At 45.0% G+C, this 22,849-nt stretch carries 24 protein-coding genes and 1 pseudogene; 9 read left to right on the forward strand and 16 right to left on the reverse strand.

What is annotated here, in order from left to right:
• Nucleotides 1–3 precede the first annotated feature (3 nt).
• The gene (locus tag C942_RS11400) at nucleotides 4–387 is read right to left on the reverse strand and encodes a LexA family protein (protein ID WP_036799692.1); all 384 of its coding nucleotides are present in this window, start codon (nucleotides 385–387) and stop codon (nucleotides 4–6) included.
• Nucleotides 388–651: 264 nt separating this feature from the next.
• On the opposite strand from C942_RS11400, the gene C942_RS11405 reads away from it, so the two are divergent.
• Nucleotides 652–1,056: an SPOR domain-containing protein gene (locus C942_RS11405; RefSeq protein ID WP_007465836.1), complete on the forward strand. Its 405-nt coding sequence runs from the start codon at nucleotides 652–654 to the stop codon at nucleotides 1,054–1,056.
• A gap of 111 nt (nucleotides 1,057–1,167) precedes the next feature.
• On the opposite strand, the gene C942_RS11410 is transcribed toward C942_RS11405, so the two are convergent.
• Entirely contained in the window at nucleotides 1,168–2,553 is a 1,386-nt protein-coding gene (locus C942_RS11410; RefSeq protein ID WP_007465838.1) for an MATE family efflux transporter, read from the reverse strand.
• Between the two features lie 109 nt (nucleotides 2,554–2,662).
• Here C942_RS11410 and C942_RS11415 point away from each other — a divergent pair, with 109 nt between their 5' ends.
• A complete protein-coding gene (locus C942_RS11415; RefSeq protein ID WP_007465840.1) occupies nucleotides 2,663–3,628 on the forward strand; it encodes a LysR family transcriptional regulator in 966 nt (321 codons plus the stop codon).
• Nucleotides 3,629–3,646: 18 nt separating this feature from the next.
• Here C942_RS11415 and C942_RS11420 read toward each other — a convergent pair whose 3' ends face one another.
• Both C942_RS11420 and C942_RS11425 read right to left on the reverse strand, forming a co-directional pair.
• Complete coding sequence (locus C942_RS11420; RefSeq protein ID WP_007465843.1) at nucleotides 3,647–4,579, reverse strand: electron transfer flavoprotein subunit alpha/FixB family protein; 933 nt, start codon at nucleotides 4,577–4,579, stop codon at nucleotides 3,647–3,649.
• A complete protein-coding gene (locus tag C942_RS11425) occupies nucleotides 4,579–5,328 on the reverse strand; it encodes an electron transfer flavoprotein subunit beta/FixA family protein (protein WP_007465845.1) in 750 nt (249 codons plus the stop codon). Before C942_RS11425 ends, C942_RS11420 begins: the two co-directional genes overlap by 1 nt.
• Nucleotides 5,329–5,462: 134 nt before the next feature.
• On the opposite strand from C942_RS11425, the gene C942_RS11430 reads away from it, so the two are divergent.
• The gene (locus C942_RS11430) at nucleotides 5,463–7,109 is read left to right on the forward strand and encodes an electron transfer flavoprotein-ubiquinone oxidoreductase (protein ID WP_036799694.1); all 1,647 of its coding nucleotides are present in this window, start codon (nucleotides 5,463–5,465) and stop codon (nucleotides 7,107–7,109) included.
• Nucleotides 7,110–7,203: 94 nt separating this feature from the next.
• On the opposite strand, the gene C942_RS11435 is transcribed toward C942_RS11430, so the two are convergent.
• The 5 genes from C942_RS11435 to C942_RS11455 all read right to left on the reverse strand — a co-directional run bounded on the left by C942_RS11435 (nucleotide 7,204) and on the right by C942_RS11455 (nucleotide 13,417).
• Nucleotides 7,204–8,598 carry an MATE family efflux transporter gene (locus C942_RS11435; protein ID WP_157372618.1) on the reverse strand — a complete coding sequence of 465 codons (1,395 nt, stop codon included), beginning with the start codon at nucleotides 8,596–8,598 and terminating at the stop codon, nucleotides 7,204–7,206.
• Nucleotides 8,579–9,673 (reverse strand): phosphotransferase enzyme family protein, encoded by a 1,095-nt coding sequence (locus C942_RS11440; RefSeq protein WP_007465851.1) that lies wholly within the window; start codon nucleotides 9,671–9,673, stop codon nucleotides 8,579–8,581. Before C942_RS11440 ends, C942_RS11435 begins: the two co-directional genes overlap by 20 nt.
• Before the next feature lie 324 nt (nucleotides 9,674–9,997).
• Nucleotides 9,998–10,321: a divalent-cation tolerance protein CutA gene (cutA, locus tag C942_RS11445; RefSeq protein ID WP_007465853.1), complete on the reverse strand. Its 324-nt coding sequence runs from the start codon at nucleotides 10,319–10,321 to the stop codon at nucleotides 9,998–10,000.
• A gap of 87 nt (nucleotides 10,322–10,408) precedes the next feature.
• The gene (locus tag C942_RS11450; protein WP_051035795.1) at nucleotides 10,409–12,463 is read right to left on the reverse strand and encodes an alpha-amylase family glycosyl hydrolase; all 2,055 of its coding nucleotides are present in this window, start codon (nucleotides 12,461–12,463) and stop codon (nucleotides 10,409–10,411) included.
• A gap of 318 nt (nucleotides 12,464–12,781) precedes the next feature.
• On the reverse strand, nucleotides 12,782–13,417 hold the full coding sequence (locus C942_RS11455; protein ID WP_007465858.1) for a LysE family translocator: 636 nt from the start codon (nucleotides 13,415–13,417) through the stop codon (nucleotides 12,782–12,784).
• Nucleotides 13,418–13,558: 141 nt separating this feature from the next.
• Between C942_RS11455 and C942_RS11460 the strand changes: the two genes are divergently transcribed.
• The gene (locus C942_RS11460) at nucleotides 13,559–13,909 is read left to right on the forward strand and encodes a hypothetical protein (protein WP_007465860.1); all 351 of its coding nucleotides are present in this window, start codon (nucleotides 13,559–13,561) and stop codon (nucleotides 13,907–13,909) included.
• Nucleotides 13,910–14,026: 117 nt separating this feature from the next.
• On the opposite strand, the gene C942_RS11465 is transcribed toward C942_RS11460, so the two are convergent.
• A complete protein-coding gene (locus C942_RS11465; RefSeq protein WP_036799697.1) occupies nucleotides 14,027–14,239 on the reverse strand; it encodes a hypothetical protein in 213 nt (70 codons plus the stop codon).
• A 274-nt stretch (nucleotides 14,240–14,513) separates the two neighbouring features.
• Here C942_RS11465 and C942_RS24670 point away from each other — a divergent pair, with 274 nt between their 5' ends.
• Both C942_RS24670 and C942_RS11470 read left to right on the forward strand, forming a co-directional pair.
• Nucleotides 14,514–14,684 (forward strand): DUF1737 domain-containing protein, encoded by a 171-nt coding sequence (locus C942_RS24670; protein WP_083882336.1) that lies wholly within the window; start codon nucleotides 14,514–14,516, stop codon nucleotides 14,682–14,684.
• Between the two features lie 76 nt (nucleotides 14,685–14,760).
• Complete coding sequence (locus C942_RS11470) at nucleotides 14,761–15,045, forward strand: hypothetical protein (RefSeq protein WP_007465867.1); 285 nt, start codon at nucleotides 14,761–14,763, stop codon at nucleotides 15,043–15,045.
• A 27-nt stretch (nucleotides 15,046–15,072) separates the two neighbouring features.
• Here C942_RS11470 and C942_RS11475 read toward each other — a convergent pair whose 3' ends face one another.
• Nucleotides 15,073–15,738 carry a DNA-methyltransferase gene (locus C942_RS11475; protein WP_007465869.1) on the reverse strand — a complete coding sequence of 222 codons (666 nt, stop codon included), beginning with the start codon at nucleotides 15,736–15,738 and terminating at the stop codon, nucleotides 15,073–15,075.
• Between the two features lie 130 nt (nucleotides 15,739–15,868).
• Complete coding sequence (locus tag C942_RS11480) at nucleotides 15,869–16,630, reverse strand: VIT1/CCC1 transporter family protein (protein WP_007465871.1); 762 nt, start codon at nucleotides 16,628–16,630, stop codon at nucleotides 15,869–15,871.
• Nucleotides 16,631–16,883: 253 nt separating this feature from the next.
• Here C942_RS11480 and C942_RS11485 point away from each other — a divergent pair, with 253 nt between their 5' ends.
• Nucleotides 16,884–17,990, forward strand: a complete 1,107-nt coding sequence (locus tag C942_RS11485) for a M20/M25/M40 family metallo-hydrolase (RefSeq protein WP_007465873.1) — start codon at nucleotides 16,884–16,886, stop codon at nucleotides 17,988–17,990.
• A 93-nt stretch (nucleotides 17,991–18,083) separates the two neighbouring features.
• Here C942_RS11485 and C942_RS11490 read toward each other — a convergent pair whose 3' ends face one another.
• Both C942_RS11490 and C942_RS11495 read right to left on the reverse strand, forming a co-directional pair.
• Nucleotides 18,084–18,902: a Mut7-C RNAse domain-containing protein gene (locus C942_RS11490; protein ID WP_198287485.1), complete on the reverse strand. Its 819-nt coding sequence runs from the start codon at nucleotides 18,900–18,902 to the stop codon at nucleotides 18,084–18,086.
• Between the two features lie 155 nt (nucleotides 18,903–19,057).
• Nucleotides 19,058–19,954 carry an AraC family transcriptional regulator gene (locus tag C942_RS11495; protein ID WP_007465877.1) on the reverse strand — a complete coding sequence of 299 codons (897 nt, stop codon included), beginning with the start codon at nucleotides 19,952–19,954 and terminating at the stop codon, nucleotides 19,058–19,060.
• A gap of 133 nt (nucleotides 19,955–20,087) precedes the next feature.
• Here C942_RS11495 and C942_RS25095 point away from each other — a divergent pair, with 133 nt between their 5' ends.
• The gene (locus C942_RS25095) at nucleotides 20,088–20,237 is read left to right on the forward strand and encodes a hypothetical protein (RefSeq protein WP_007465880.1); all 150 of its coding nucleotides are present in this window, start codon (nucleotides 20,088–20,090) and stop codon (nucleotides 20,235–20,237) included.
• An 89-nt stretch (nucleotides 20,238–20,326) separates the two neighbouring features.
• Here C942_RS25095 and C942_RS11500 read toward each other — a convergent pair whose 3' ends face one another.
• A complete protein-coding gene (locus C942_RS11500; RefSeq protein ID WP_007465882.1) occupies nucleotides 20,327–21,532 on the reverse strand; it encodes an ethylbenzene dehydrogenase-related protein in 1,206 nt (401 codons plus the stop codon).
• Between the two features lie 239 nt (nucleotides 21,533–21,771).
• Here C942_RS11500 and C942_RS11505 point away from each other — a divergent pair, with 239 nt between their 5' ends.
• Nucleotides 21,772–22,194: an Hsp20/alpha crystallin family protein gene (locus C942_RS11505; RefSeq protein ID WP_007465884.1), complete on the forward strand. Its 423-nt coding sequence runs from the start codon at nucleotides 21,772–21,774 to the stop codon at nucleotides 22,192–22,194.
• A gap of 61 nt (nucleotides 22,195–22,255) precedes the next feature.
• Here the strand turns inward: C942_RS11505 and C942_RS11510 are convergent.
• A pseudogene (locus tag C942_RS11510) lies at nucleotides 22,256–22,783 on the reverse strand (GNAT family N-acetyltransferase).
• Nucleotides 22,784–22,849: the final 66 nt, after the last annotated feature.

A 22,849-nucleotide genomic window follows, 5' to 3' on the forward strand; every position in this document is an offset into this window, starting at 1 on the left:
CTGCTAATTCAACAAATCATGAATATTGCGGGTTACCACACCGAAAATTTCAGAGTCTTCCGGCAAAGGAAAAGGGGTGAATCCCGGATTTTCTGCTTTAAGCCACCAGGCATTGTTATGCCTTACCAGACGCTTGCAGGTAAATTCATCATAAATACGGACAATAACAACTCGCCCCGGAACAACGGGTTCTGCACGATCGACAACCAGCAGATCGCCATCATAAATACCAGCACCAACCATCGACTCTCCAGAGGCTCGTAATAAAAAAGTGGCATTCGGATGACGGATCAGGAAATCATCCAAATCCAACGACTCTTCATATCCATCAGCCGGAGATGGAAAACCGCATTTTACTGACTCAAGAAAAACAGGTAGGACCGTCATACTCTTACTCACAACAAATACTGTATGTATATACAGTTTAATCGAGAAGCGTTAAAATAGTCACTATTGATGTGTATTTTCCCCGTATGAATGCACAGAATTCAGACAAGCTTCAGGAAATGATGCTAATTCATACCAAAAGCGATGGAAAAATCAGCAAACGGCTTCGTTCAACTCTTTTTGTGATTCATTTATCTGTCAGCTTGTTAGACTTGCACATGAGCACTATTCCCGGTCACCCGGGACCAAATAGGGAGACATTGGATGCATAAGATTTATGCCATTATCGCGCTACTGTTTCTTGCCGGCTGTTCAACAACAGAAAGCACTTATACTAACAGTCAGTGTGTTGGCGCAATGACCACCCAGGAAGCCTACGGCCACCTCGACCCGAACCGTTACACTATTCAGGTTCTGGCGTTGAGCGAAGAGCGTGACATCCGCGACTATATTCGCGAAATCAAAGGCCAGGCTCCTATCTGGGTAAACTGGAAACACAGCCTTGGTAATCGCTGGTATGCGGTAATCTACGGTGATTTTGCAACGAAAGCTGAAGCTAAACGCGCCATTGATACATTACCGGTTCGAATTCGCCAACAAGGACCATTTGTTCGCAGTTTTGCCGAAGTGCAAAATGACAAACAGACTGATGTTTTCCGTATGCGATAACACTTTTGTATGTACTAAAATCTGACGGAATACGCAGATCAAAAAAGCCGGAGTTCGCTCCGGCTTTTTTATCTTCCCTTTTCTTCTTGGCTATATCAATCTGCCTGACAGCTAAATCGATAATGCAGAACCACTTGAGTTACCTGATTCCATCCCATTCCCGGCGAATTGTTTTTTGAGTTTCGCCAGATGTCTGAATAGCAGGATCACCAACATAACTCCGGTTGCCGCCAGACCGATTCCAAGTCCAGCCCAAACACCTCTTAGCCCCATGATATTCATCAGTGCCCAGGACGACGGTAAACCAATCAACCAATAACCGATCACAGTTGAAATTGTCGGCGCCGTTACCACCTTCATTCCGCGCAGAATACTAATGGCCGCCAGTTGCCATGCATCAACCACAAAACACATCGCCACAATAACCATGACCCCCGGTAACGCAGCAACAAGCTCAGAGGCAAGCACATCACCTTCGACGCTGAATACTGTTGTCAGAAATTCAGGCCAGATACTCACCAGAAAGCCGATTACAGCGCTGGTTGCTGTCACTGTCACCAGTCCTTGAATCGCATAACGACGAACTAAATCCGATTCTTTACTGCCGACATGCTGACTGACCAGAATCGAAGCGGCCTGAGAAAAACCAAATGCGATGTTCCATGAAAAGTTAAGGCATTGCAGCGCGATCTGGTGAATAGCCAATGATACTGCACCCAATGTTCCTGCCAGCAATGCAGCACCGGAAATCAAAGCATATTCAAGCAAGGTTGCAATCATGATTGGCACACCAATCTTCAGCAGTGGAATCATGGCACTGAGTTGATACTCTTCCAGCTTCTCGAACGGATTGTACTTTCTGTATTTAGCGTGATTAAACACCCAGTAACCATAACCCAGCATCACCAGAAAAGCCGCCAGAGCGGTTCCGTAACCAAGGCCGGCCAGACCCATACCCCAATGAAAAGCCAACAGATAATTTAGCGGCACATTCAGTACAACAGTCACAATCGACATAATCATCACTGAACGGGTATCGCCAAATGCACTGACCAGACTACGCAATACCAACAGCATCAAGCTCGGCAGCATTGACCATTTAAGTGCATCAAGATATTCGACAGCCAAAGTTACCGCTTGTGGATCCTGATCGGCTACCAGCAGAAGATCGTGCATCATCAAAAAGACGGGCTGGAGCAACAGAGTCAAAATAACAGCAAGCAAAATACCGCCCTTAAGTGATGAGCGGACTTCAGTATCACCTTTTTCCGGATGAGTAATTCGCTTACCAAACGCAATCGCAATCAAATTCGCCACACAGCCGACTGTACTGCCTGCAATAATAAACACGATCGAGTAAACCGCAGCACCTAAGCCACCTCCGGCAATGGCTAAGATACTTAATTGAGCCATCATCCAGACATCGGTAAACACAAGTAATTGTGCAACCAGCTGCGAAATAATCAGCGGAACAGCCAGGCTGATCAGTTTTTTCATATATTCCCCTTTTGTTATTAGGGTAATTTATGAATTATCCCATTGAGTTTCAAACAACTTTTATGGCACCCTTGCATTCCAAAAACTCATGCAAAAAGGGAAATGACTCATGAAATACCGACACTCTCTGCTGCCATCATCCCTGAACGGACTTCGGGTATTTGAAGCTGCTGCCCGGCATTTGAGTTTTACCCAGGCTGCTACCGAGTTGAATGTGACGCAAAGTGCTGTCAGCCGACAAATCCGTCAGCTAGAAGATCACCTTGGTTTTCCGTTATTTATCCGTCAGCACAGAAGCCTGACCCTAACTGGCGAAGGCAAGGAAATTGCTCTGCTGTTAACTCGCCAATACAGCGACTTAAACGGCATGATTCGCCAATTGAAAACAAAAGAAAATGCTCCGTTGCGGGTTAAAGTGGCAATGAGTTTCGGTGTGAGATGGCTGATCCCTCGCTTGCATTCCTTTAAGGAACAGTACCCGTCACTGGATATCGTACTGACTTCCGTTCTGGGTTTTGAGGACACGGCACTAAGGCTGGATGATGACGACTATGACGTTGCTATTTACGGTTTACATCGCGATCCCAAAAGCCAGTACCATAAGAATATGCTGCGAAAAGAGTACCTGGCTCCGGTATATTCCGAACTGCTGACCAAAACCGACAAAGCTATCAGTGTCGATGAATTACTGACTTATCCGCGACTACACCCGACCCCAGATCGTTCAGACTGGCGCGAATGGTTAAAGCGAAACCATAAGTCGGAGTTAATGAATAACTCAGGGCTTACGTTCGATACGCTGGACATGGCACTGACATCCTGTTTTGCCGGACAAGGCGTGACCATAACCGACCTGATGTTAGTCGTGCATGAACTGAAACAGGGCTATCTCAAGCTTCCCCGCTCGGCGACAATTATCGACAGCCCGTGGCAGTACTACTATCACTGCCAGCTTGAAAGTGACGCTGTCACTAATTTTATCACTTGGTTGACTGAACAGCTTGAAACCGAACAGGCTGAAATGTTCGAAATGGCAAAACAGCAAGGCTGGCAGATCATCGAGAATCAGAACTAAACTGACGAATTTGCTGATTCAATCAAGAGATTTAATCAGCTCAGGCACTAATTCAAACAAGTCGCCCACCAAGCCATAGTCTGTAATCTGGAAAATGGGCGCATCTGGATCACTGTTAATTGCCACAATGACTTTTGAATCTTTCATGCCCGCCAAATGTTGAATCGCGCCTGATATCCCGATGGCAATATAAAGCTCAGGCGCGACAATCTTACCCGTCTGACCAACTTGCAAATCATTGGAAACAAATCCTGCATCGACGGCTGCCCGCGATGCGCCAATAGCTCCACCGAGTTTATCGGCAAGCGTTTCTACCATCGAAAACCCTTCCTTACTACCAAGCCCACGGCCTCCGGACACCACAACCCGCGCCGCAGCCAGCTCAGGTCTTTCACTTTCTGATGTCTGCCTGCTGACAAACTCCGATAAATCTGATGGAATCACCTTATTCAGCTCAAGAATTTCAGCCTGACTGTCTCCAGTTTGTGCGGCATCAAAAGCGGCACTACGAATGGTGATCACCTTTATCGAATCTTCCGACTTCACCTGCGCTAATGCATTTCCCGCATAGATCGGCCGGATAACTGTATCTGGGCTCTGAATCTCAATCACATCTGATAACTGACCGACATCCAATAGTGCTGCTACTCGGGGCATCAGATTCTTACCGAATGTGGTGGCAGCCGCAAGAATATGGCTGTAAGGCGCTGCAATTTCCACAATAAGCTCAGCCATGTTTTCTGCCAATTGATATTCATAAACCGGCTCATCTGCCAACAAAACTTTATCAACACCTTTTACTTGGCTCAGCTCATCCGCTACAAAACGGCAGTTCTTTCCAACGATCAGAACAGTCACGGTTGAATCAATCGACAGCCCCGCCTGAATCGCCTTTAACGTCTCCTGAGCGACAACCTGATTATTGTGCTCTGCAATAATTAACGTCGCCATCAGATCACCTTTGCTTCGTTTTTCAGCTTATCAACCAGCTCAGCAACCGAGCCGACCCGCATTCCCGCCTGACGCTGAGGGGGCGGCGTTATCGCCAGTATTTGCTGGCGATGACTAATCCCGACACCCAGCTCATCAGGGGTGATAACCTGCATAGATTTCTTCTTGGCTTTCATGATGTTAGGCAAAGAGGCATAGCGAGGTTCATTGAGGCGCAAATCTGTGCTGATAATAGCTGGAAGTGTTAGTTTTAATGTCTCCAGGCCGCCATCAACCTCACGGGTTACCGTGACACCGTCACCTTCAGTACTGAGCATTGACGCAAATGTACCCTGCGAACACCGGGTTAGCGCAGCTAACATTTGGGCAACCTGATTATTATCAGAATCAATGGATTGCTTACCGAGAAGAACCAGTGATGGCTGTTCCTGTTTCATCACAGCACGAAGCAATTTTGCAACAGTCAGCGGTTCAAGATGGGATTCTGTATCTATGTGAATGGCTCTGTCTGCTCCCAAAGCCAGTGCTGTTCTCAATTGCTCCTGACAGCTTGTCTCTCCGGCAGAAAGGACAATAACTTCGTCTGCAAAACCGGCTTCTTTCAGCCGAACAGCCTCTTCAACCGCGATTTCACAAAAAGGGTTCATGGCCATTTTGACATTGTTGGTTTCAACGCCGGAACCATCACTTTTTACGCGGATTTTGACATAAGGATCGATGACCCGTTTTATAGCTACCAATACTTTCACAATGCATTCCTTTTTAAACAGAGATGCAGCCCGGGCAACTACACTTTGAGCCTAGTTGAATTTACGTTTACGTCAACTGGACTATATTTAGCTGTATCTGTCATGGCTCGATAATTGTTTTCGGGAAGGTAGGCATGGAAAGAGAAAGCATGGAGTTTGATGTGGTGATCGTGGGTGCCGGCCCTGCGGGACTCTCTGCAGCGTGTCGGCTCATGCAATTGGCTCAGGAGCAGAATCAGGCCTTGTCAGTTTGTGTGGTAGAAAAAGGGGCTCAGGTCGGAGCGCATATTTTATCCGGTGCCCTCTTCGAGCATCGTTCGCTGGATGAGCTGTTTCCAGACTGGGAAAGACTGAATGCTCCGCTCCATACCGCAGTATCAGAAGAAAAGTTCTGCATGCTGACCAATCAGAGTAACTATCTGAGTATTCCCGAAGAAATCACGCCAAAGCCAATGCTAAATGACGGTAATTTTGTTATCAGCCTTGGGAATTTTTGCCGTTGGCTTGGCGAGCGGACCGAAGAGCTGGGAGTGGAAATATTCCCCGGCTTTGCCGCCGCTGAAATCCTTTATACCAAACAGGGGGCTGTCGCCGGGATCGCTACCGCTGATATGGGACTCGACAAAGACGGCAACCCGAAAAGCACCTATGAACCCGGTATCGACCTTAAAGCAAAGTACACCATTTTTGCCGAAGGTGCCCGTGGCCATCTGGGCAAACAGCTTATCAGGAGATTCCAGCTTGATCATGATAAAGATCCCCAGCACTACGCTCTCGGAATCAAAGAGTTGTGGGAAATCCCGCCGGAGCAACACAAGCCCGGCTATGTTATTCACGGTATCGGCTGGCCGTTGAGCCAGTCAGATACAACTGGCGGCAGTTTTCTGTATCACCTTGAGAACAACCAGGTCGCAGTCGGACTGATTGTCGACCTCAATTATCACAATCCGTATCTCAGCCCTTTTGACGAATTTCAGCGCATGAAACACCACCCGCTCTACCAGCAATATCTTCAGGGCGGACACCGAATTTCTTATGGTGCCAGAGCGATAACCAAAGGCGGATATTCCTCTTTACCCCGACAACAATTCCCGGGCGGTGTTTTAGCCGGATGCGGTGCCGGAACACTCAATTTTGCCAAAATCAAAGGTAGCCATACCGCAATGAAATCCGGCATGCTGGCCGCCGAAGCGGTTTTTGCCGAAATCAAACAGGGATTTCATCAGACCATACCAGGCTATGAGCGTCTTTATGCAGAATCATGGCTCTATGATGAACTGTATGACTCCCGGAATTTCGGCTCTCAAATTCATAAGTTCGGCAATCTGATTGGCGGCGCACTGGCCTCTCTCGAACATAACCTGTTCAACCACCATGTAAACTGGACAGTCAAAGACGAAAAAGTAGATCATGAATGCTTAAAGCCAGTAGAGAAATGTAAGCCAATCCCCTATCCCAAACCTGACGGCCAACTGAGTTTCGATAAAGCATCGTCTGTTTACCTGTCTGCTACTCAGCATGAGGAAAACCAGCCCTGCCACCTGAAACTCAAAAATCCGGCTGTACCAATTGCTTCTCACTTACCGCTATACGACGAGCCAAGCCAGAGATACTGCCCAGCAGGTGTGTATGAAATCGTCACCATTGATGAGCAACCGGTATTTCAAATCAACGCCAGTAACTGCATCCATTGCAAAGCATGTGACATCAAAGATCCGTCGCAGAACATCGACTGGGTGCCACCAGAAGGTGGCGGCGGGCCGAACTATCCGAATATGTAGTTATACCAAACTGAATTTCATAAAAAACACCACCGCTGTTTACAAATAAACACTGCGATGGCGTTTCGTTTTTATTTTGGGTAAAGAAGTTAAATCAGCGAACGAGATTTTTCAGCCAGAGACCACGCCTCATCCGGCGGATAAACAATCCGGCCTTGAACACTTCTTCCAGAGATATACCGATAAAAGCACCAATCAGGCCCCAGTCGCACCAGATACCAAGGATGAAACTGGCCGGAGCGCCAACTACGATAAAACTTATCAGAGTGATGTTCATTACTGCTTTGGCATCACCTCCTGCTCTCAGTAACCCCGGAATTACTGAGTTGACAGAAGTGAAATACAGCGAGAACGCCAGAACCCAAATACAGACATAAGCCAGCTCGTAAGTTTCAGCCTGAATCTTATACAGCCCCAACAGCGGATGCGCCAACAACAGCAATAGCACAACCGGAATAGTCATAATCACCAATCCAGCCATAATGGCACTGTTCGCACAAGCCTGCGCCTGACGGAACTTGCCTGCTCCCAGTAACTTACCGATATGAATCGCCGTTGCCTGCTGCAAGCCGCCGACCGGCAACATAAACAGTCCCTTAAAGGTTCGGATAATGGCATACCCGGCATAAGCGACAGCACCGACAGAGTTCATCAGCACGGTGTAAAACACACGAGCCCCCTGCCAATAAAAGCCATCAATCGTATTCGGATACCCGAGCTCAATGATTTTCTTCAGGTATTCCCGGTTCGGCGTTAATAAGTTCGCAATGCTGTACCGGCGCATAAGAAAGACCAGTAGAACAAAACTTTGCCCCGCACTGGCAATCAAAGTTGCAAAGGCGGCACCTCGCAAACCTAAAGGGGTAAACAATGGCTCAGCAATACCCGGTAGCTTCAGGCCGAAAATCAGAATGTAGTTACCGGCGAAATTGACCACATTGAAAAAGACAGAGACCTTAACCGGTGTTTTCGTATCACCAGATGCATTAAATACCGCAGAAACCATCTGTGAAAGTAACATGCAAGGTACTGCAAAAGCGACAATGCGCAGATAACTCCCTGCAATTTCAGGCACGGCGGACCACTCTTCCCGCGGTTGAAAGATGTCCGTAGTCAGAATCGCAATCAGCTCTTCAGCAAAAAAGTAGAAGATTCCCCCCAGTAATAATCCGCACAGCCAGCCTGTTGAGATCATACTCTGTGCGACATGCACCAGCTTATGCGATTGATTCGCCCCAGAATACTGGGAAATCAAAATACTGCCCCCAGTCGACAGCGCAGCAAACAACAGGAAGCTGAATGAGAGAAGCTGACTCGAGTTACCCAAACCTGAAATTGCACCTTCTCCCAGCTGGCCGATCATCAGAGAATCCACAAACCCCATCAGAGTGAACAGAATTCCCTGAATCATAATTGGCAATGCCAGCCGGATAATAGGAAGCGCCAGATTTGGCCTTACATGCCGGATACTATTTTGAATCAAGTTCATCGACTACTCGCTTGATAACTGATTGCAAACCTTGCGCATCCTTGTCGCCTCGGGATAGCTCCCATTCAAACCACTCTAAATGTTCAAGGCACTCTTCTTCGCTGTTGGTTAACTCGAAGAAGCGAACAATATAAAGCGGTACTGCCTTAACAAAGAGATGAACAAAAGAAAGTTCCTGCGCCGAAAGTGAAGTTGATTTCCGATATTCACTAATTACCATCCGCCAGATCTTAGATAATATCTCGACAGCTTCATCTTCAGCTAACTCAAAATCATCAGAGTCCAACTCTTTACGGCTATATCTTTTCTTCAATTCACGGAAAAAGAATATCCGGCTACTCCAGAAAATATCAGCCAAGCGATAGTCATAACGGGAAAAATCGAAATCTATTACCTGAGTGAAATTTCCTTCCTGATCATAAAAAAGATTAAAGCAATGCAAATCACCATGGATATAGCACTTTTCAAGCACAGATAAATCCAGCGTCGATATTTCATCTTCAAGCTTATTAAGCAAGGAAAAATACTGTGGCAATAGCTCCGCCATTTTAGCCACAGAGGTTCTCGACTTATCTGCTACCTCAATTTGCTGTTGGAGGCCCAACAACCAATTGCGGCAAGCTTGCATATCAAGAAAGCCAACCCGTAATCCCGGATAAGGTTCATCAAAGTTTTTGGTGGCTTTGTGAAAATCAGCTAATGCTCGTACCGTCTCTTTATGTGCTTTGTCCGGAATATCACTTGACCAGTTATAAGTCATATCCGAAATAAATTCGGTCATCACATAAAACTGCCCGTCGAACTCTAGGAACGGGTTGCCGTGTTTATCTTTTATAATGGCTGGCGTCGGACAGCCATTACGATTCAAGTGATCAATCAAAGCCACTTCATTCGTAATTAATTTTCGGGTATTGCTTTTAAAGCAGTTCTTAAGAACGTATTTCCCCTCTTTGGTCGGCACAATAAACACTTCATTGGCCATACCGAAATAACACAGAGTGACATTGTCATTCGGGTATTTTTGATAGGCGTCTAATACAAATTGTAAACGCCGCTGTACTGGTTCTGCTGACATTATTGTTATTATTCCTGATATCAGATAAACGGGATTCAGCCCAAACAATTCACTTCTCTTCACTTAACACTAAGAAGTAAACAACGGGACAAATTAGAAGGTTAATGGTTAAAAAATAAGAGTTATTACTAGAGAATGGTGTCAGCTTGAACAATGAGGAACACTTTCAAACAGACCGAAGAAGAATAACAACAGCCCGGATCTACATAACGTGACTACTTTCACAGTTATGCCTGATTTATTTGATAAATCAGGCATTATTGTTTGTCAAAATGAGTATTAATGGAACCTGATGGCTAAATTGGCAATTTTATAGTTAATAACCTACTTACACTCATCCTTAATCCAGTTCAGATAATCCGTAAATCCAGCTGTTACTGGCATCTGAATAATCTCAGGGGTGTCATAATCATGGTTAGCGAGGATATCGGCTTCAACCTGATCATAAAGTGATGTTTTGGTTTTAATCATCACTAATTTTTCATGATCAAAATTCACCTTTCCTTCCCAGTGGTAGTAACTCTCAACAGCTTGTACCTGAACACAAGCGGCAAGGCGTTTTTCAATCAGAGAATTAATAATTTTCTTACCAATTGCTTCGTTCGCAAAGGTCGTCATGACCACACAGTATTCATGTTCCATTGTCATTGTTATATCTCTTATCTACCCGTAACCGTCTAACTATAAACCAAAAAGGGAGCCATAAAGCTCCCTTGATTCAGATTTGTTATGATTTTACTGGCACTTAGAGACCATAATCTTCTGTGGCTGACCGTCAGAACTGAACTCCAGACTCCAGACATAACGCCCGGCCTCAGGAATGGTTACTGCGGTATCTTTGCCGTAACCACCACGTGCTAACTTCCCTTTTTCACCCGGTTTCAGCGACAGGCCATCAGCGGTGAACTGAGGAGACCAGTCTTTACTCGCATACTGCATTCGGTAAGCGCCGGCTTTTTCTTCTTTCACTACCTGATAGACATTGCTGCCTTTATATTCGAAAGCCCGGGCTGACTTATGCTTCCAGCCTGAATCAGCGAAGTCACCAACAACATACAAGGTTTCGTTTACCGGACCTACGCCTTCAACGGTCGGATTATCGCACTGAGCCATGAAACCTTCTCCAGCCAGAGAAACCGCTGCAGCTTCTTTCACTTTCACTCCGGCGGCCGACGGGGTTTCAATTTTCAGGAAGCGAGCTTCAAACGCTGTCATCGGAATATAATATTTGCCGTCCTGCATTTTGAATTTATCGCCGGACATCAAATCGATTAACATGCCTTCAGAACCAATATCAGCACCATCTAACGGAATGATGTCAGCCCTTGACGTCGTGCTGACCATATACAGCAGCGCTTCATTGTCTGCTTGCTTGTGATCAACATAAATCGCATCCGTTGCCATCACATTAGTACGCTTGCCGCTTGATAATGCAGGATGACCCGCACGAAGCGTCATTAGCTCTGAAACATAATCCCGCAGCTCTGCCTGACGCTTATTCAGTGACGCTGTCACACCATCAATTTTAGCGCTTGAACGAGCCACATGATCATCACACAAACCTTTGACTGCACAGTCCTGCTCTACCTTCGCAGCATAGTTTTCTACCTGATCACCAATTTCTTCACCGTAATACATGGTAATCGGTCCGGTATAAGCAGCCAGGAATGAGATAGCAGCTTTGTTGCGTAACCAGTATTCAGCATCCTGTGGTGAAGCAATCCCACCTCGTTGAAGCAGATCCCCTAGTCTTACTAAGTCATGGTTACCCAACATCAGGTTTGGTTTGGCATGATCCGGATACAACTTATGTAAATCCATCCCTTCTGCCAGCCACTCACCGCCTTTACCACCAACAGCGTTCTCGTTAGCCGCAAATGTTTCTACAACACGGTAACGCATCGGGAAATCAAAAGCAGAGCACAGCGCCGGATCACCTTGTGGGCCATAACCAGTTTCATTGATGTAGTTTTGGTTATTCCAAATCTCTGCCACCATGTAACCCATCGGGTTCACTGTTTCACCTTTGGCATTGGTGTAAGTGACAGACTTAGAAGCTTCATCAACACTCTTACGGAGCTCTTTCCAAGCGTCAGTTGGCACCTGATACGCCTGATCCAGACGCCAGCCATCAATCTTCAGCTCTTTAATCCAATATGTCGCAACTTCTTTATAGAACTCAAGGCTTTCCGGGTAGCTCACCGGATTGTTTTCTCCCACTGGCAAACGTCCCTGTGGAGAAGGTACGACATTACCTTTATGGTGACCGAATACACCATCAAAGAAGACGTAAAGTCCTTTCTCATGTGCCTTTTCTACCAATTCGCGGGCTTTATCCATCGTACCGAAGCGCGGATCAATCGCAAAATAGTTACTGGCGAAATAACCGGTTGCATCTAAACGGTCTGCCCAGTGATCTTGACCTTCCACAGGAACAGAATCAAAAATCGGTGTCAGCCAGATTGCATTCATCCCCAATGACTGGATGTAATCCAGGGAATCAATCACACCCTGTAAGTCACCTTTATGGTGGCTTGTACCATAGCCGGTACCATGGCCAATGGCGTCATCACCATTTACAAAGCTTTCAACCATAATCTGATAAATACGCAAATCATCAGCCTGCGCAGTCATAGCGGCATCACAGACATAAGCCGGGGTTTCAGAAGAGGGTAATGAACCGGAACTGCCGCATGCCGAAAGCGATGCAGCAATAGCTAGGGCCAGACAGGATTTGATGTTCCTTGTAATCACGATGGTCTCCTTGAGTTTTCTTTTTATAAGGTACATTTGCGATTATTAATGACTTACAACTCAGAGAGACCATCCCCCGTCAGCAGCTTACCCGGCGTAGACGGGGGGAGTAGATACGATAGTTGATTTGAGTGACCAGAAATGACCATTCAGAGAAGTTCTGCCAGCCACAAAATGAGATTGGGCGCTGATTTTTGACCAGCCAACTAGCACAAACTAAATGAGCTGACTGTTATGCGCATCATAAATACATTGCAATAAAATCAGTCTGATACGTGTTCGTGAGGGTAACCACAAGTTAAGAAAAAACTGATAACTTCAAAAAAAACGGCTCCTGAAAAGCCGTACAACGTTTTAAACCCGACTTTGACTGACTGCAATTCTGGCAGCAAGACCAATCAACAGAAAACCGGAAGCACCTTCCATCACCCGGCTAAAGGCAGGAGCTTTAGCACTCTGGACTACCCAGTTACCAAGCAAGGCATAAGCAGCATTACAGCATGTTGCCAACGTACAGAACAACAAACCAAGAACCAATAGCTGATAAGATGCGGAAGCAGATGAAGTATCTACAAACTGTGGCAGAAAAGACAGGAAGAACATTGCGACTTTCGGATTCAACACACTAACGATGACCCCCTGCCGGAACACATTAGCGGGTGCATCGGATTCCTGCTCTGGCAGGTTCATTTTTGATTTGCCCCTGATGAAATTAAGCAGTGATGATATCCCCAGATACAGCAAGTATATCGCTCCCAGAAATTTCACCGCCAGAAAGGCATAGGCTGAGCTTAAAATCAGAGCTGACAGACCAAAAACAGCCGCAAGTGTATGGAAAATATATCCTACCCCCAATCCTAGTGCAGCCTGAGTGCCCGCAGAAGCTTTCCCTCTCATGGTGTTAGAGACTATATAAATCACATCCGGACCGGGAATCAGATTTATAGACAGAGAAGCTATCGCAAACAACACCAGAGTATGAATTTCCATTGAACCGTTTTCCATAAAAGTATTTCAGGCGGCTAATTATCAAACTAACAGCTCCAAATGAAAAGAATTCCGTCATGCTCTTTTTTCAAAACGAATTCTCACTGCTACAATAGCGTCATCTCAACTTTTGGTTATATAAAAATGGAACAAAAACAGTTCGAAACCCTGATCAAGTCGCTTTGTGAGAAGGAAAACCTGCCTCAGGTTTTAGATGCACTTAAAGCTTGTGAAGATAAAGATATCGCCGAAGCAGCTGAATCGCTGACAGGTCAGTTCCAACTGGCTGAAATCGAAGGCGAGCGTCGTATTTACCACGTTTCTATGCAAGAAAACGATGAAGGCGAAGAGCAGGAATACGCAGAGTGGATCATGAATGACGGTGACGATGTGATTAAATTCGTTGCTTGGTTCTTCTTCGATATGTTTGAAATCAAACAAAAAGATATCTACCAGACTGCGGGACGTACTTACCAGCAGCCAAAACGCAAATAAGCCTCACGGCTATAATAAATGCTCTGGTCATACAGCGCACTAAAGCAAAAAATGCCAGTTCTTAGCTGGCATTTTTTATGTGAACATCAAAACCATCATGAATCAAAAAATAAAGCGTTAAGGCTCTGACTGCCGGGTGGTTTGCTCAAAAGCAATGACCCTGTCTACAATCCAGCTTACTGCTAAATAAATTACGAAAAACACCCCTATCCCAACCACAGCTTTCATCGCATCAATTGGTGCAGATAGCCAACTATAATCTAAGCTGATGGCACTCCTTAAGGCCCAAGCCAGTACTGCGGTAATCAAAAGTATAACAACCTCTTTCACCGGTACCTCCTTCGTGGTCCGAACAATATGTTCTGTATATGCCTACGGGTAACGTTTGATTCCACTATAAGTAATAATCAAACCTCAAACTGTGAGAATACGGGGCATCTCAGATAATTTTCTTATCTTTCAAGCCAAGAGTTACATACAACAAGGCACAGCCTGCTAATTTATAACTATTATTTACTATGCAGTCGTTTGACACTTGTCACGCGCTTCGGCTCAGCAGCCATTGTTTGATAGCGGTAATTTTAGTCATACCAGCAGGAGACAAATGATGAAATACAAGATTGTCTGCGATAAACATGAGTTTGAGTTTGAAAAAAAAGTTAATGATTTGCTTGATGATGGGTGGAAACTCTACGGTGAGATCGTTGTTAACCTGGTCACCGCTGACGGGGATGTCACATGCTGGTATACCCAGTCGATGATGAAAGATGATTAAATAACCTCGGACTGCAAAGCTTGCATAGGCCAAGAAAAGCACAAGCATTGCAGTCCACATCAATCAGAAGGTTTTTATGTCTGTCTATACCATAATCCTGGAATACGACGGCGCTACTTACATAACACAGGTTGAGGCCTGTGATGTCCAGACCGCTATGCGGGCCTGGTCTGATGAACAGGATATTTATGCTATCGACGGATTCCCATTGAATGAGGCAGATAGAATTTTAACTAGCCTGGCCGAACAGACTCCCACTCCGGTGAATAAATTAACTAACGTGTGGAGCGTTACTTTCGTCGTCGGTCACGACCTGGCTATTCTGCACCTCATAAAGACTGAAGCTAAACTTGATAGCTAACCTTAAGCTCTCAGACTTCTTGTTCTGTCAGGATGCAACCTCAACCAAACGTTGCTTTAGGTGGTCATGAGCACTGTCAGAAATATCGTTGCCGTAAGGAACGCGGTTAAGGTTATGTGCCGCTACCATGGTTGAGCCAGAACCAAAGAACGGATCAGCAACCACTTCACCTTCGGTACTACTTTGCTCAATCAGGGTTTCCAGTAATGCAACCGGCTTTTCTGTCGGATAACCGCGATAAACCCGCTTCTCTTCAAGGATATCCGGGATACCAAGGTTATTGAGTTTCCGCTTGCCCTTTTCAAAGAACAGAATGAACTCATACCGGGCACGATAGTGATACCCCATGCCGATAGCCACTTTATCCCATACGATGGGTTTCCAGAATTTAAAGCCTACTTGTTCAGCAATCGGCTTAATGTAGAACATCGTTTCCTGATCGCAGAAAAGGTAAAAATGACTGTTTTTCTTCAGTACTCGGTAGACCTGAGTCAGTAATTCCTCAAAACGCTCATTGGGAAAAATTGAAAACCACTGGTTACTTGAACTTTTACTGTTCTTCAGGCGAGTTGTGGTACCAACCGCGCGGTGCTTTTCCAGAGATTCATATGGCGGATCCGTGATCAACAAATCCACACTTTCGTCAGGAAGGGATGACAACCAATCGACGGCATCTTGTTTATATAGCTGCATTGTTACCTAAATCTGCCAAATCCAATCCGGGCAGCTACGGGATCTGCCATCAAAATCGGTATCAAAGAATCGGGCTGAGAGTTGTATCAAATCTGATGTGAAATGGATAGTCGCATAGCAATTTAACGTTTCATAACCCTGCCACACCGACTATTTCGCGCAGAATATAACCTGTAAGGTATGCAAGCCCTGCCGCTGCTCCGCCAGTCAGTAAGGTACGTAACCCAGCCATAATTGCAGGCTGACCGAAAACGAGACTTTTTAAGACGCCGATCAGGAAAAACATCAATGCAGCAAGCCCGGCACTGATAAAGAACTGCTGAGATAAAGGCAGCGACATCATCAGAAACGGTAACAGAGGAACGGTTCCTATCACTACAAAAGCAGCGAAAGTAACGCCGGCAGAAACCCACGGATTGGTTAACGTTTTATGGATACCGTGCTCTTCCGTCAGCATGGTTTCAACCCAAAGCTTTTTGTCGTCGGTAAGAGTTTCTACAATTGCTTCAAGAATTTCTCCGTCAAACCCCTTCTGACGGAATATCTGCCGGATTTCTTCCCGCTCACCATCCGGCACTTCATCAATGTGGAACTCTTCCATTTGACGGAGGCTGTCAGCATATTCCTGCTGTGCTTTGTTTGATTCATAATTGCTGATTGCCATACTGAATCCGTCTGCCACCAGATTGGCAAAACCAAGGATCAGTGCTACTCCGGCAGGAAACCCTGCCCCTACCGCTCCGGATACAACAGCAAAGGTAGTCACACAACCGTCTATACCACCAAGAACCGCATCCGAGATGTTCTGTGATTTCGGAGACTGCTGAAGACGCTCTCTAATCGCTTCTGGCTGATGATCCCGGTGAAGCTCTTCAATCTTAACCTTCTTCATGCAAAGGCTCCGTTATTTAACTAGGGCACCCTTAAAAATGCCACGGTCATCACTGCTACTCTTTTCATTTTTAGCAATGTTATTTGCTAATGATAGACCACTTTAATAGTTGTTTGTTTTATGAATAAACAACCAAACCAACAAAAACTCTAAACCAAAGCTGGTAATCAGCCAATTTATTGACCTATTCACATAAAACACTGTGATTTTTAGGTAAAGTGGGTCTACTTCATTCCGACAGATAAAGATACTTATGACCATAATCAACGAAGAAAGATTGATCCAACATTTTATCGAACTGATTAAAATCAACAGTGAGTCACGCAATGAAAAAGTCATTGCTGAAACCCTTGCTGAACAATTAGGTCAGATGGGTTTTGAAGTGGCTAAACTGCCTGTACCGGAAGAGATTTCGAATGGCTTTAATATCTACGCTAAACTTCCGGGTGAGCTTGAAGGTAGCATTCTGATGAGCTGCCACATGGATACTGTAACTCCGGGCAATGATATTGAACCTGTTATCAATGACGGAATTATCAGCTCAAAAGGTAACACTATCCTGGGTGGTGATGACAAATCAGGCATCGCAGCCATTATGGAAGCGGTGCGTTGCATTAAAGCTCAGAACCAGCCTCACAAAACGCTTGAACTGGCTTTCACTGTCCATGAAGAAGGCGGCCTGCACGGTTCGCAGCACTTCGACATGTCTTTTGTCAAATCTCAAAACGCGATTGTTCTGGATTCAGGCGGCGATATCGGCACCATTATCACTGTGGCACCGGGCCAGCAGAACCTGAAAATCAACATTACTGGTAAACCTGCTCACGCAGGTCTAGCCCCTGAAGAAGGTATCAATGCCCTAACTGTGGCTGCTGATGCTATCAGCCAAATGAACCTATCACGTATCGACAGCGAAACAACAGCGAACATCGGTGTGGTTAAAGGCGGTCAGGCAACCAACATTGTAATGCCGGCTCTGTACCTTGAGGCTGAAGCTCGCTCTTTGGACGATGACAAGCTGGCAGCTCAGGTTGAGCACATGGTTAGCACATTCGAAACGGTTGCAGCTAAGCACGGTGCGGAAATCGACATCAAATCTACCCGCGCTTACAACGCTTACCGCATTGATGACGCTGATCCGTTCATCGAAAACGTCAAAGCAGCATTCATTGCTAACGGTGTTGAGCCTCAGACAAAATCAACCGGTGGCGGTAGTGATGCCAACATCTTCAACGGTAAGGGCCTGAAAACCGTCAATATCTCTACCGGTATGGCGAAAGTTCACACTACTGAAGAGTTCATCAAAATTGCTGATATGGTAGGCGTAACTGAATTCCTTTACACCTACCTGACTAAGTAACTCTCAGTAAAGTGTTATTCATAGCAAAAAAACCGAGGGTCAATACCTCGGTTTTTTCTTCTTTAAATTAGCCTTTGCAAACAATCAGACACATCACCGACTGTTATAAGTATCAGTCGTTTTCTGAGCATCTTCGCGACTGGTCAGTTTTCCGATCCACTTTTCAATCCGCTGATAATGCGAACCCTGCCAGTAGATTTTGTCACATCCGGAACAAACCCAGAATTTATCAAAATACTTCAGTGTATCTCTAGGAACATGTTGGGGATATCGCTCAATAAGCTCTTCTTTATCAATGGGCTGTAATTGCTGATTGCAGTGAGAACAGCGAGTAAAAGGGTGAAAACTGTTTTCCAGCTGTAACCGATTTATCACCTCAGTCAATTGCTTCCTGGTGTTGTGATTGCGAACCCAATAGCCATGAGTCACATTATTGAACTTAAAGATTCCCCTGTCCCTGGTCAAAATAATTCGTTTCTCTTTCAGGGAAATATCGACAATTTCATCATCCAAAAAATCATTTCTGTAGAGGGCATCAAATCCCAGTAAGCGCAGTTTCTGTGCCAGCCGTCCGAGGTTCACATCCACAATGAACTTTGTTTCCCTCAGAGGCTCCGCTCTCAAATGAATGACAGGTGAAATATCCAATGCTTCAAATACAGGATAAACAGAGATATGTTCACCACCACTGAGATTAAAATCGAAACCGACTGACTCACCATCGACTAATATAAGGTCAATTTCAGTATGGGGGACACCTATTGCTTCAACGGTATCTTTGACCGACGGCTTTCCGGTAAAAGAATAAGGAAAAAATACTTTTCGCTGCCCCTGTGGCAGAAAATCATTAAGCTCTTCGTAGAAACGAAAATAAGCGGTACGAAGAATTGGCGCGTGTTGATCGTCCTTCATCGGCTGACTCTTCATTCCGGGGATAGCCCCTGAAATTAATTATTGACCTCAGATCTTTGTAAGAGCCTAGTTCAGCGTTGGATAGCGGGCAAGATAGCCCAAATGAAAACAGCAGGGATTCAATACCCCCTGCTGTTTTTCTATTGTGTATTTAATTAACCTTTAATCGCCGTATAAAAACTGACATCAGCGACATTGGTTTCCGGATTATAGCTATGATAAAGCTCAAAACACGGGCGATCGTCACATTCAAAACCAGAAGCAACAACCTGATCCATCAGCTCTTGCCAAAACTGAGCATACTGACTTTTTTCAGTCACAGTCTCACGAATCGTCGCATAGCTTCCGCCCGGTAACCCCATCAGTTCAATACCATTTCCAACTTCCGTTCCTTCAGGAACAGTCAGGCAAATATCAGTGCGGCACTTATCGGCAGGCGTCACTTCAGGGTTATCATGATAAATAAACAGACATTGGCCATTCTGTAATCCATTCGCCCCGGCCCATTGGTACAGTTTGCCCGACGCTGGTTCATAATTTTCACCGTATGGCCCAGTCACACGGATATAAGCTAAATGGCGAGCGTTCAAGAGTTCTGTTTTCATCGTTTTCCTCCTATGTGGTTGTTGTCCAAAACTATAACCACCAGACGAATCCGTTGCGTGTCCTGTCTTGCGAAGCGTGTGTCCAATCTTGCTATTTTTAATCAGGTCAGAATATTCCGCGAGTGTGTTGCAGTTTCGGATGGCTGACGGTGTCACCCCGAAATAGATCCGAAAAGCCTTCGCCAAGCTCTGAGAACTTGAAAAACCATAATCAAGAGCAACTTCTGTAACACTGTGCTTTTTGTAAAACAAACACTGGGAGGCACTTGCAAGCTTAAGCCTACGAATATAATCAGCCAAAGTCTCTCCGGTTACTGCCTTAAAAACCCGGTGAAAATGGTAAGGAGAAAGGCTGGCCATTTCAGCCACTTGCTGCAGGTTAACCGGCTCAGCATAGTGTTGTTCCAAATGGCGAATAACCGGGGTAAGCTTTTGTAAATAATCCATTATTTTTTGTTTTTACCTTTTCAATGTAATGCCGCTCTGCCGATTCTCAAACTCACCGAACACAGACAACCTCATATTAACGACTAAGCTTATAGGGTGTTTTGCACTAATCCACAAACACTAAGGTTGGTCTATGTTCGATTGGCTAAAAAATATATTTTCTCACAAAACAGAAGAGACAGACGAAAATCTGACTGAGAAACAAAGAACTGAAGAAGAATCTATACGTGAAGGCAAACAAGAAAATATTGCAAGAGGGGCTTCCGACAAAGAAAATGAATGAGAAAACGAGCCAGCTCCGGCGACATCATGCCGCCGGAGTGAATATAACCAAACACATGAACTACGGTACCTATTACCTATTCCTTCACCCTACTCTGATTTAATCTCAACGTCATCTGCCTGATCTTCAATCGGTGCTGTACTCACAGGCTGTTTATCCGATTCATTTTTTGCATCAATGTTGGCTGGAGATGTTACCGGAACAGCTGGTTTCTCAGCTTCTGTTCCTTTAGGTTGCTCGAAAACCAATGTCTGTACCTGAAATGTATAAAGGTGATTGATCTGGGAATTATCAAAGACAGCCACACCAAAGTAATAAGGCTTCGTTAAGTCTTTAAACTGAACATCTTCTCTTTCTGCGTTTTCTCCCGTCGTAACCAGTTTACGCTTAAACTCAATTGACCATATACCCTCTTTCCAGACAGCTTTGGCACTGATATCACCACGGGAGCCGGTGAACGGCTCAACTAAAACCGCCGGAATTCGTTGACCGGGTTTAAACGTATCCAGGAAAGCCACCTGATCTTTAGGTAGTAATGCGTAGTTATCGACATCATTCCAAAGCCGGGTCCCCATTGCCGGCATTTCTTTTTCTTCCGCAATATTGGTGCTGTAACCGCCACTGGTTTTATGATCGTTTTTACGCCCCCAGTTCGCATGGTCTATCGGGTCAATGTTTGAATCCACATATTGATCATCAAACTGATCGGTTAGACCGGTTCGAACCGCCTTCCAGTGCCACATATCAATGGTTTCTTCAGCCAATCGGGTGAATTTCCGACCTGGGATTTGGTTTTCAATATCAGCCACTTTGCCTTCGGCATCAGCCATATGACAGGCAATATCGCAGCCCTGAATCGTGAACCCTTCTGCGTTGATATTCCAAAAAATGCTCGTCTTATCTTCGTAGAAAGTATTCTCGTGACCGGTCTTGTCCTTATTCATTAATCGCTTCCAGCTGTTATCTTGCTGCTTTTCCCACGGAAACCGTGTCACGCTTTTGGTCGGGTCTTTCCACTGCACAAAGAAATATACAAACTCATCATCATATAAAGAGCGAATCGAATAATTGGTACTAAGCACCCCTTCATACTGCTCTGGCTTATAGACGGTCTGATCCAGCACCAATTTTAATGGTGCGGCTTTTATCCATGCATCTTCTGCCACCGCATCCAATGTAATCGGCTGCTGAGTCTTGAAACTCATCAACGGAATTTGGGCGTTTACTGACAAGGATACAGTCATGCCAATAGCAAGGAATAACGACCTTACACTGAAATGCCGGTGCTGATTCATATGACTTCTCCATCCACATAACTACCGTCTACTCAGACAATTACCAGACGGCATGTAAGCGATAAATATAGTTCACACTGGTTGAGACTTTCTCTCCATTCCGAAACACCTTTCCTCACCATCCGCACAAGCAAGCTTGAAAATTGAGGAACATCAAAACGAGTAAAAATCATCCACATAAAAAGTAACCGTTAACTACACTTGAACTGGATTTAAAGCGGTTTTGACAGGAGGCATATATGAGCTTGATTCCAAGAGATTCATGGTTTGACTTCAATCAGTTTTTTGAGAACGCATTTCCGGCTTTAAGACAAAGCTTCGATATTGATACCTTCTCGCCAAGGATTGATATCATCGAAAAACCGAACAGCTACGAGATCACAGCCGATCTTCCTGGAGTGAAAAAAGAAGACATCAGCGTTCAAATTCATAACGGTAACTTGTTAATTGAAGCATCGACTTCAAAAAGCGAAGAACAAAAAGAAGGTGACCGGGTTATTCGTAAAGAGCGCTATGAGGGCAAACTGATGCGCAGCTTCTATCTTGGTCATAACCTGAAACAAGATGATATTGAAGCTTCATTTACTGATGGTGTTCTAAAAGTAGAAGTGCCAAAAGTCGAACCAACAGCACCAGCCAGTAAGAGTATTGAGATTAAATAGCAATTACTACTGGAAACTAAACCAATCAAAAGCAACAACGGCACCTCTCAGGTGCCGTTGTTTACTTATAGCAAGCATAAATAGCATGATTCAAAAGAACGCCGTCTATATTTTCAGCATGAGGAATAATTCCCTCAAATGTCATATTAAGACGTTCACAAACCGCACGACTGGCAGCGTTTTCTGTTGCTGGTGTAATTGTCACTATTTCCAGTTCTAATTCATCAAAGGCATATTGAATCAAAGCCCGACAGACTCGAGTAATAATGCCTTTATGCTGATGCTCAGCAGCCAGCCAGTATCCGATATCCGCTTTTTTCAGATTAGGAAGAATGGTATTAAATCCGGAAACACCAACAATGTTTCCTTGATACTCGATAGCACACACCATACTTTTACCGTCAGCATAGTCATGCAGCGATTTTTGGATAAATGCTTTAAAAGCATCAACCGTGGTGCAGAGACGTGGTCAAGGCAACCATTGAGACAAATATTCCAGATTCGCCTTCACTTGTTCTGCTATTGATAGTGCCAACCTCTCATTAACCAGCACCAGGTTTATCTCATCATCAACCTTTAATCGGAACATTCGCACATCCTCATTCCATTTATTTGCAATTGACATCAGATACTTAAATCCAAATTACGTCAAACA

Source organism: Photobacterium marinum (genome assembly GCF_000331515.1).
Taxonomy (GTDB): domain Bacteria; phylum Pseudomonadota; class Gammaproteobacteria; order Enterobacterales; family Vibrionaceae; genus Photobacterium; species Photobacterium marinum.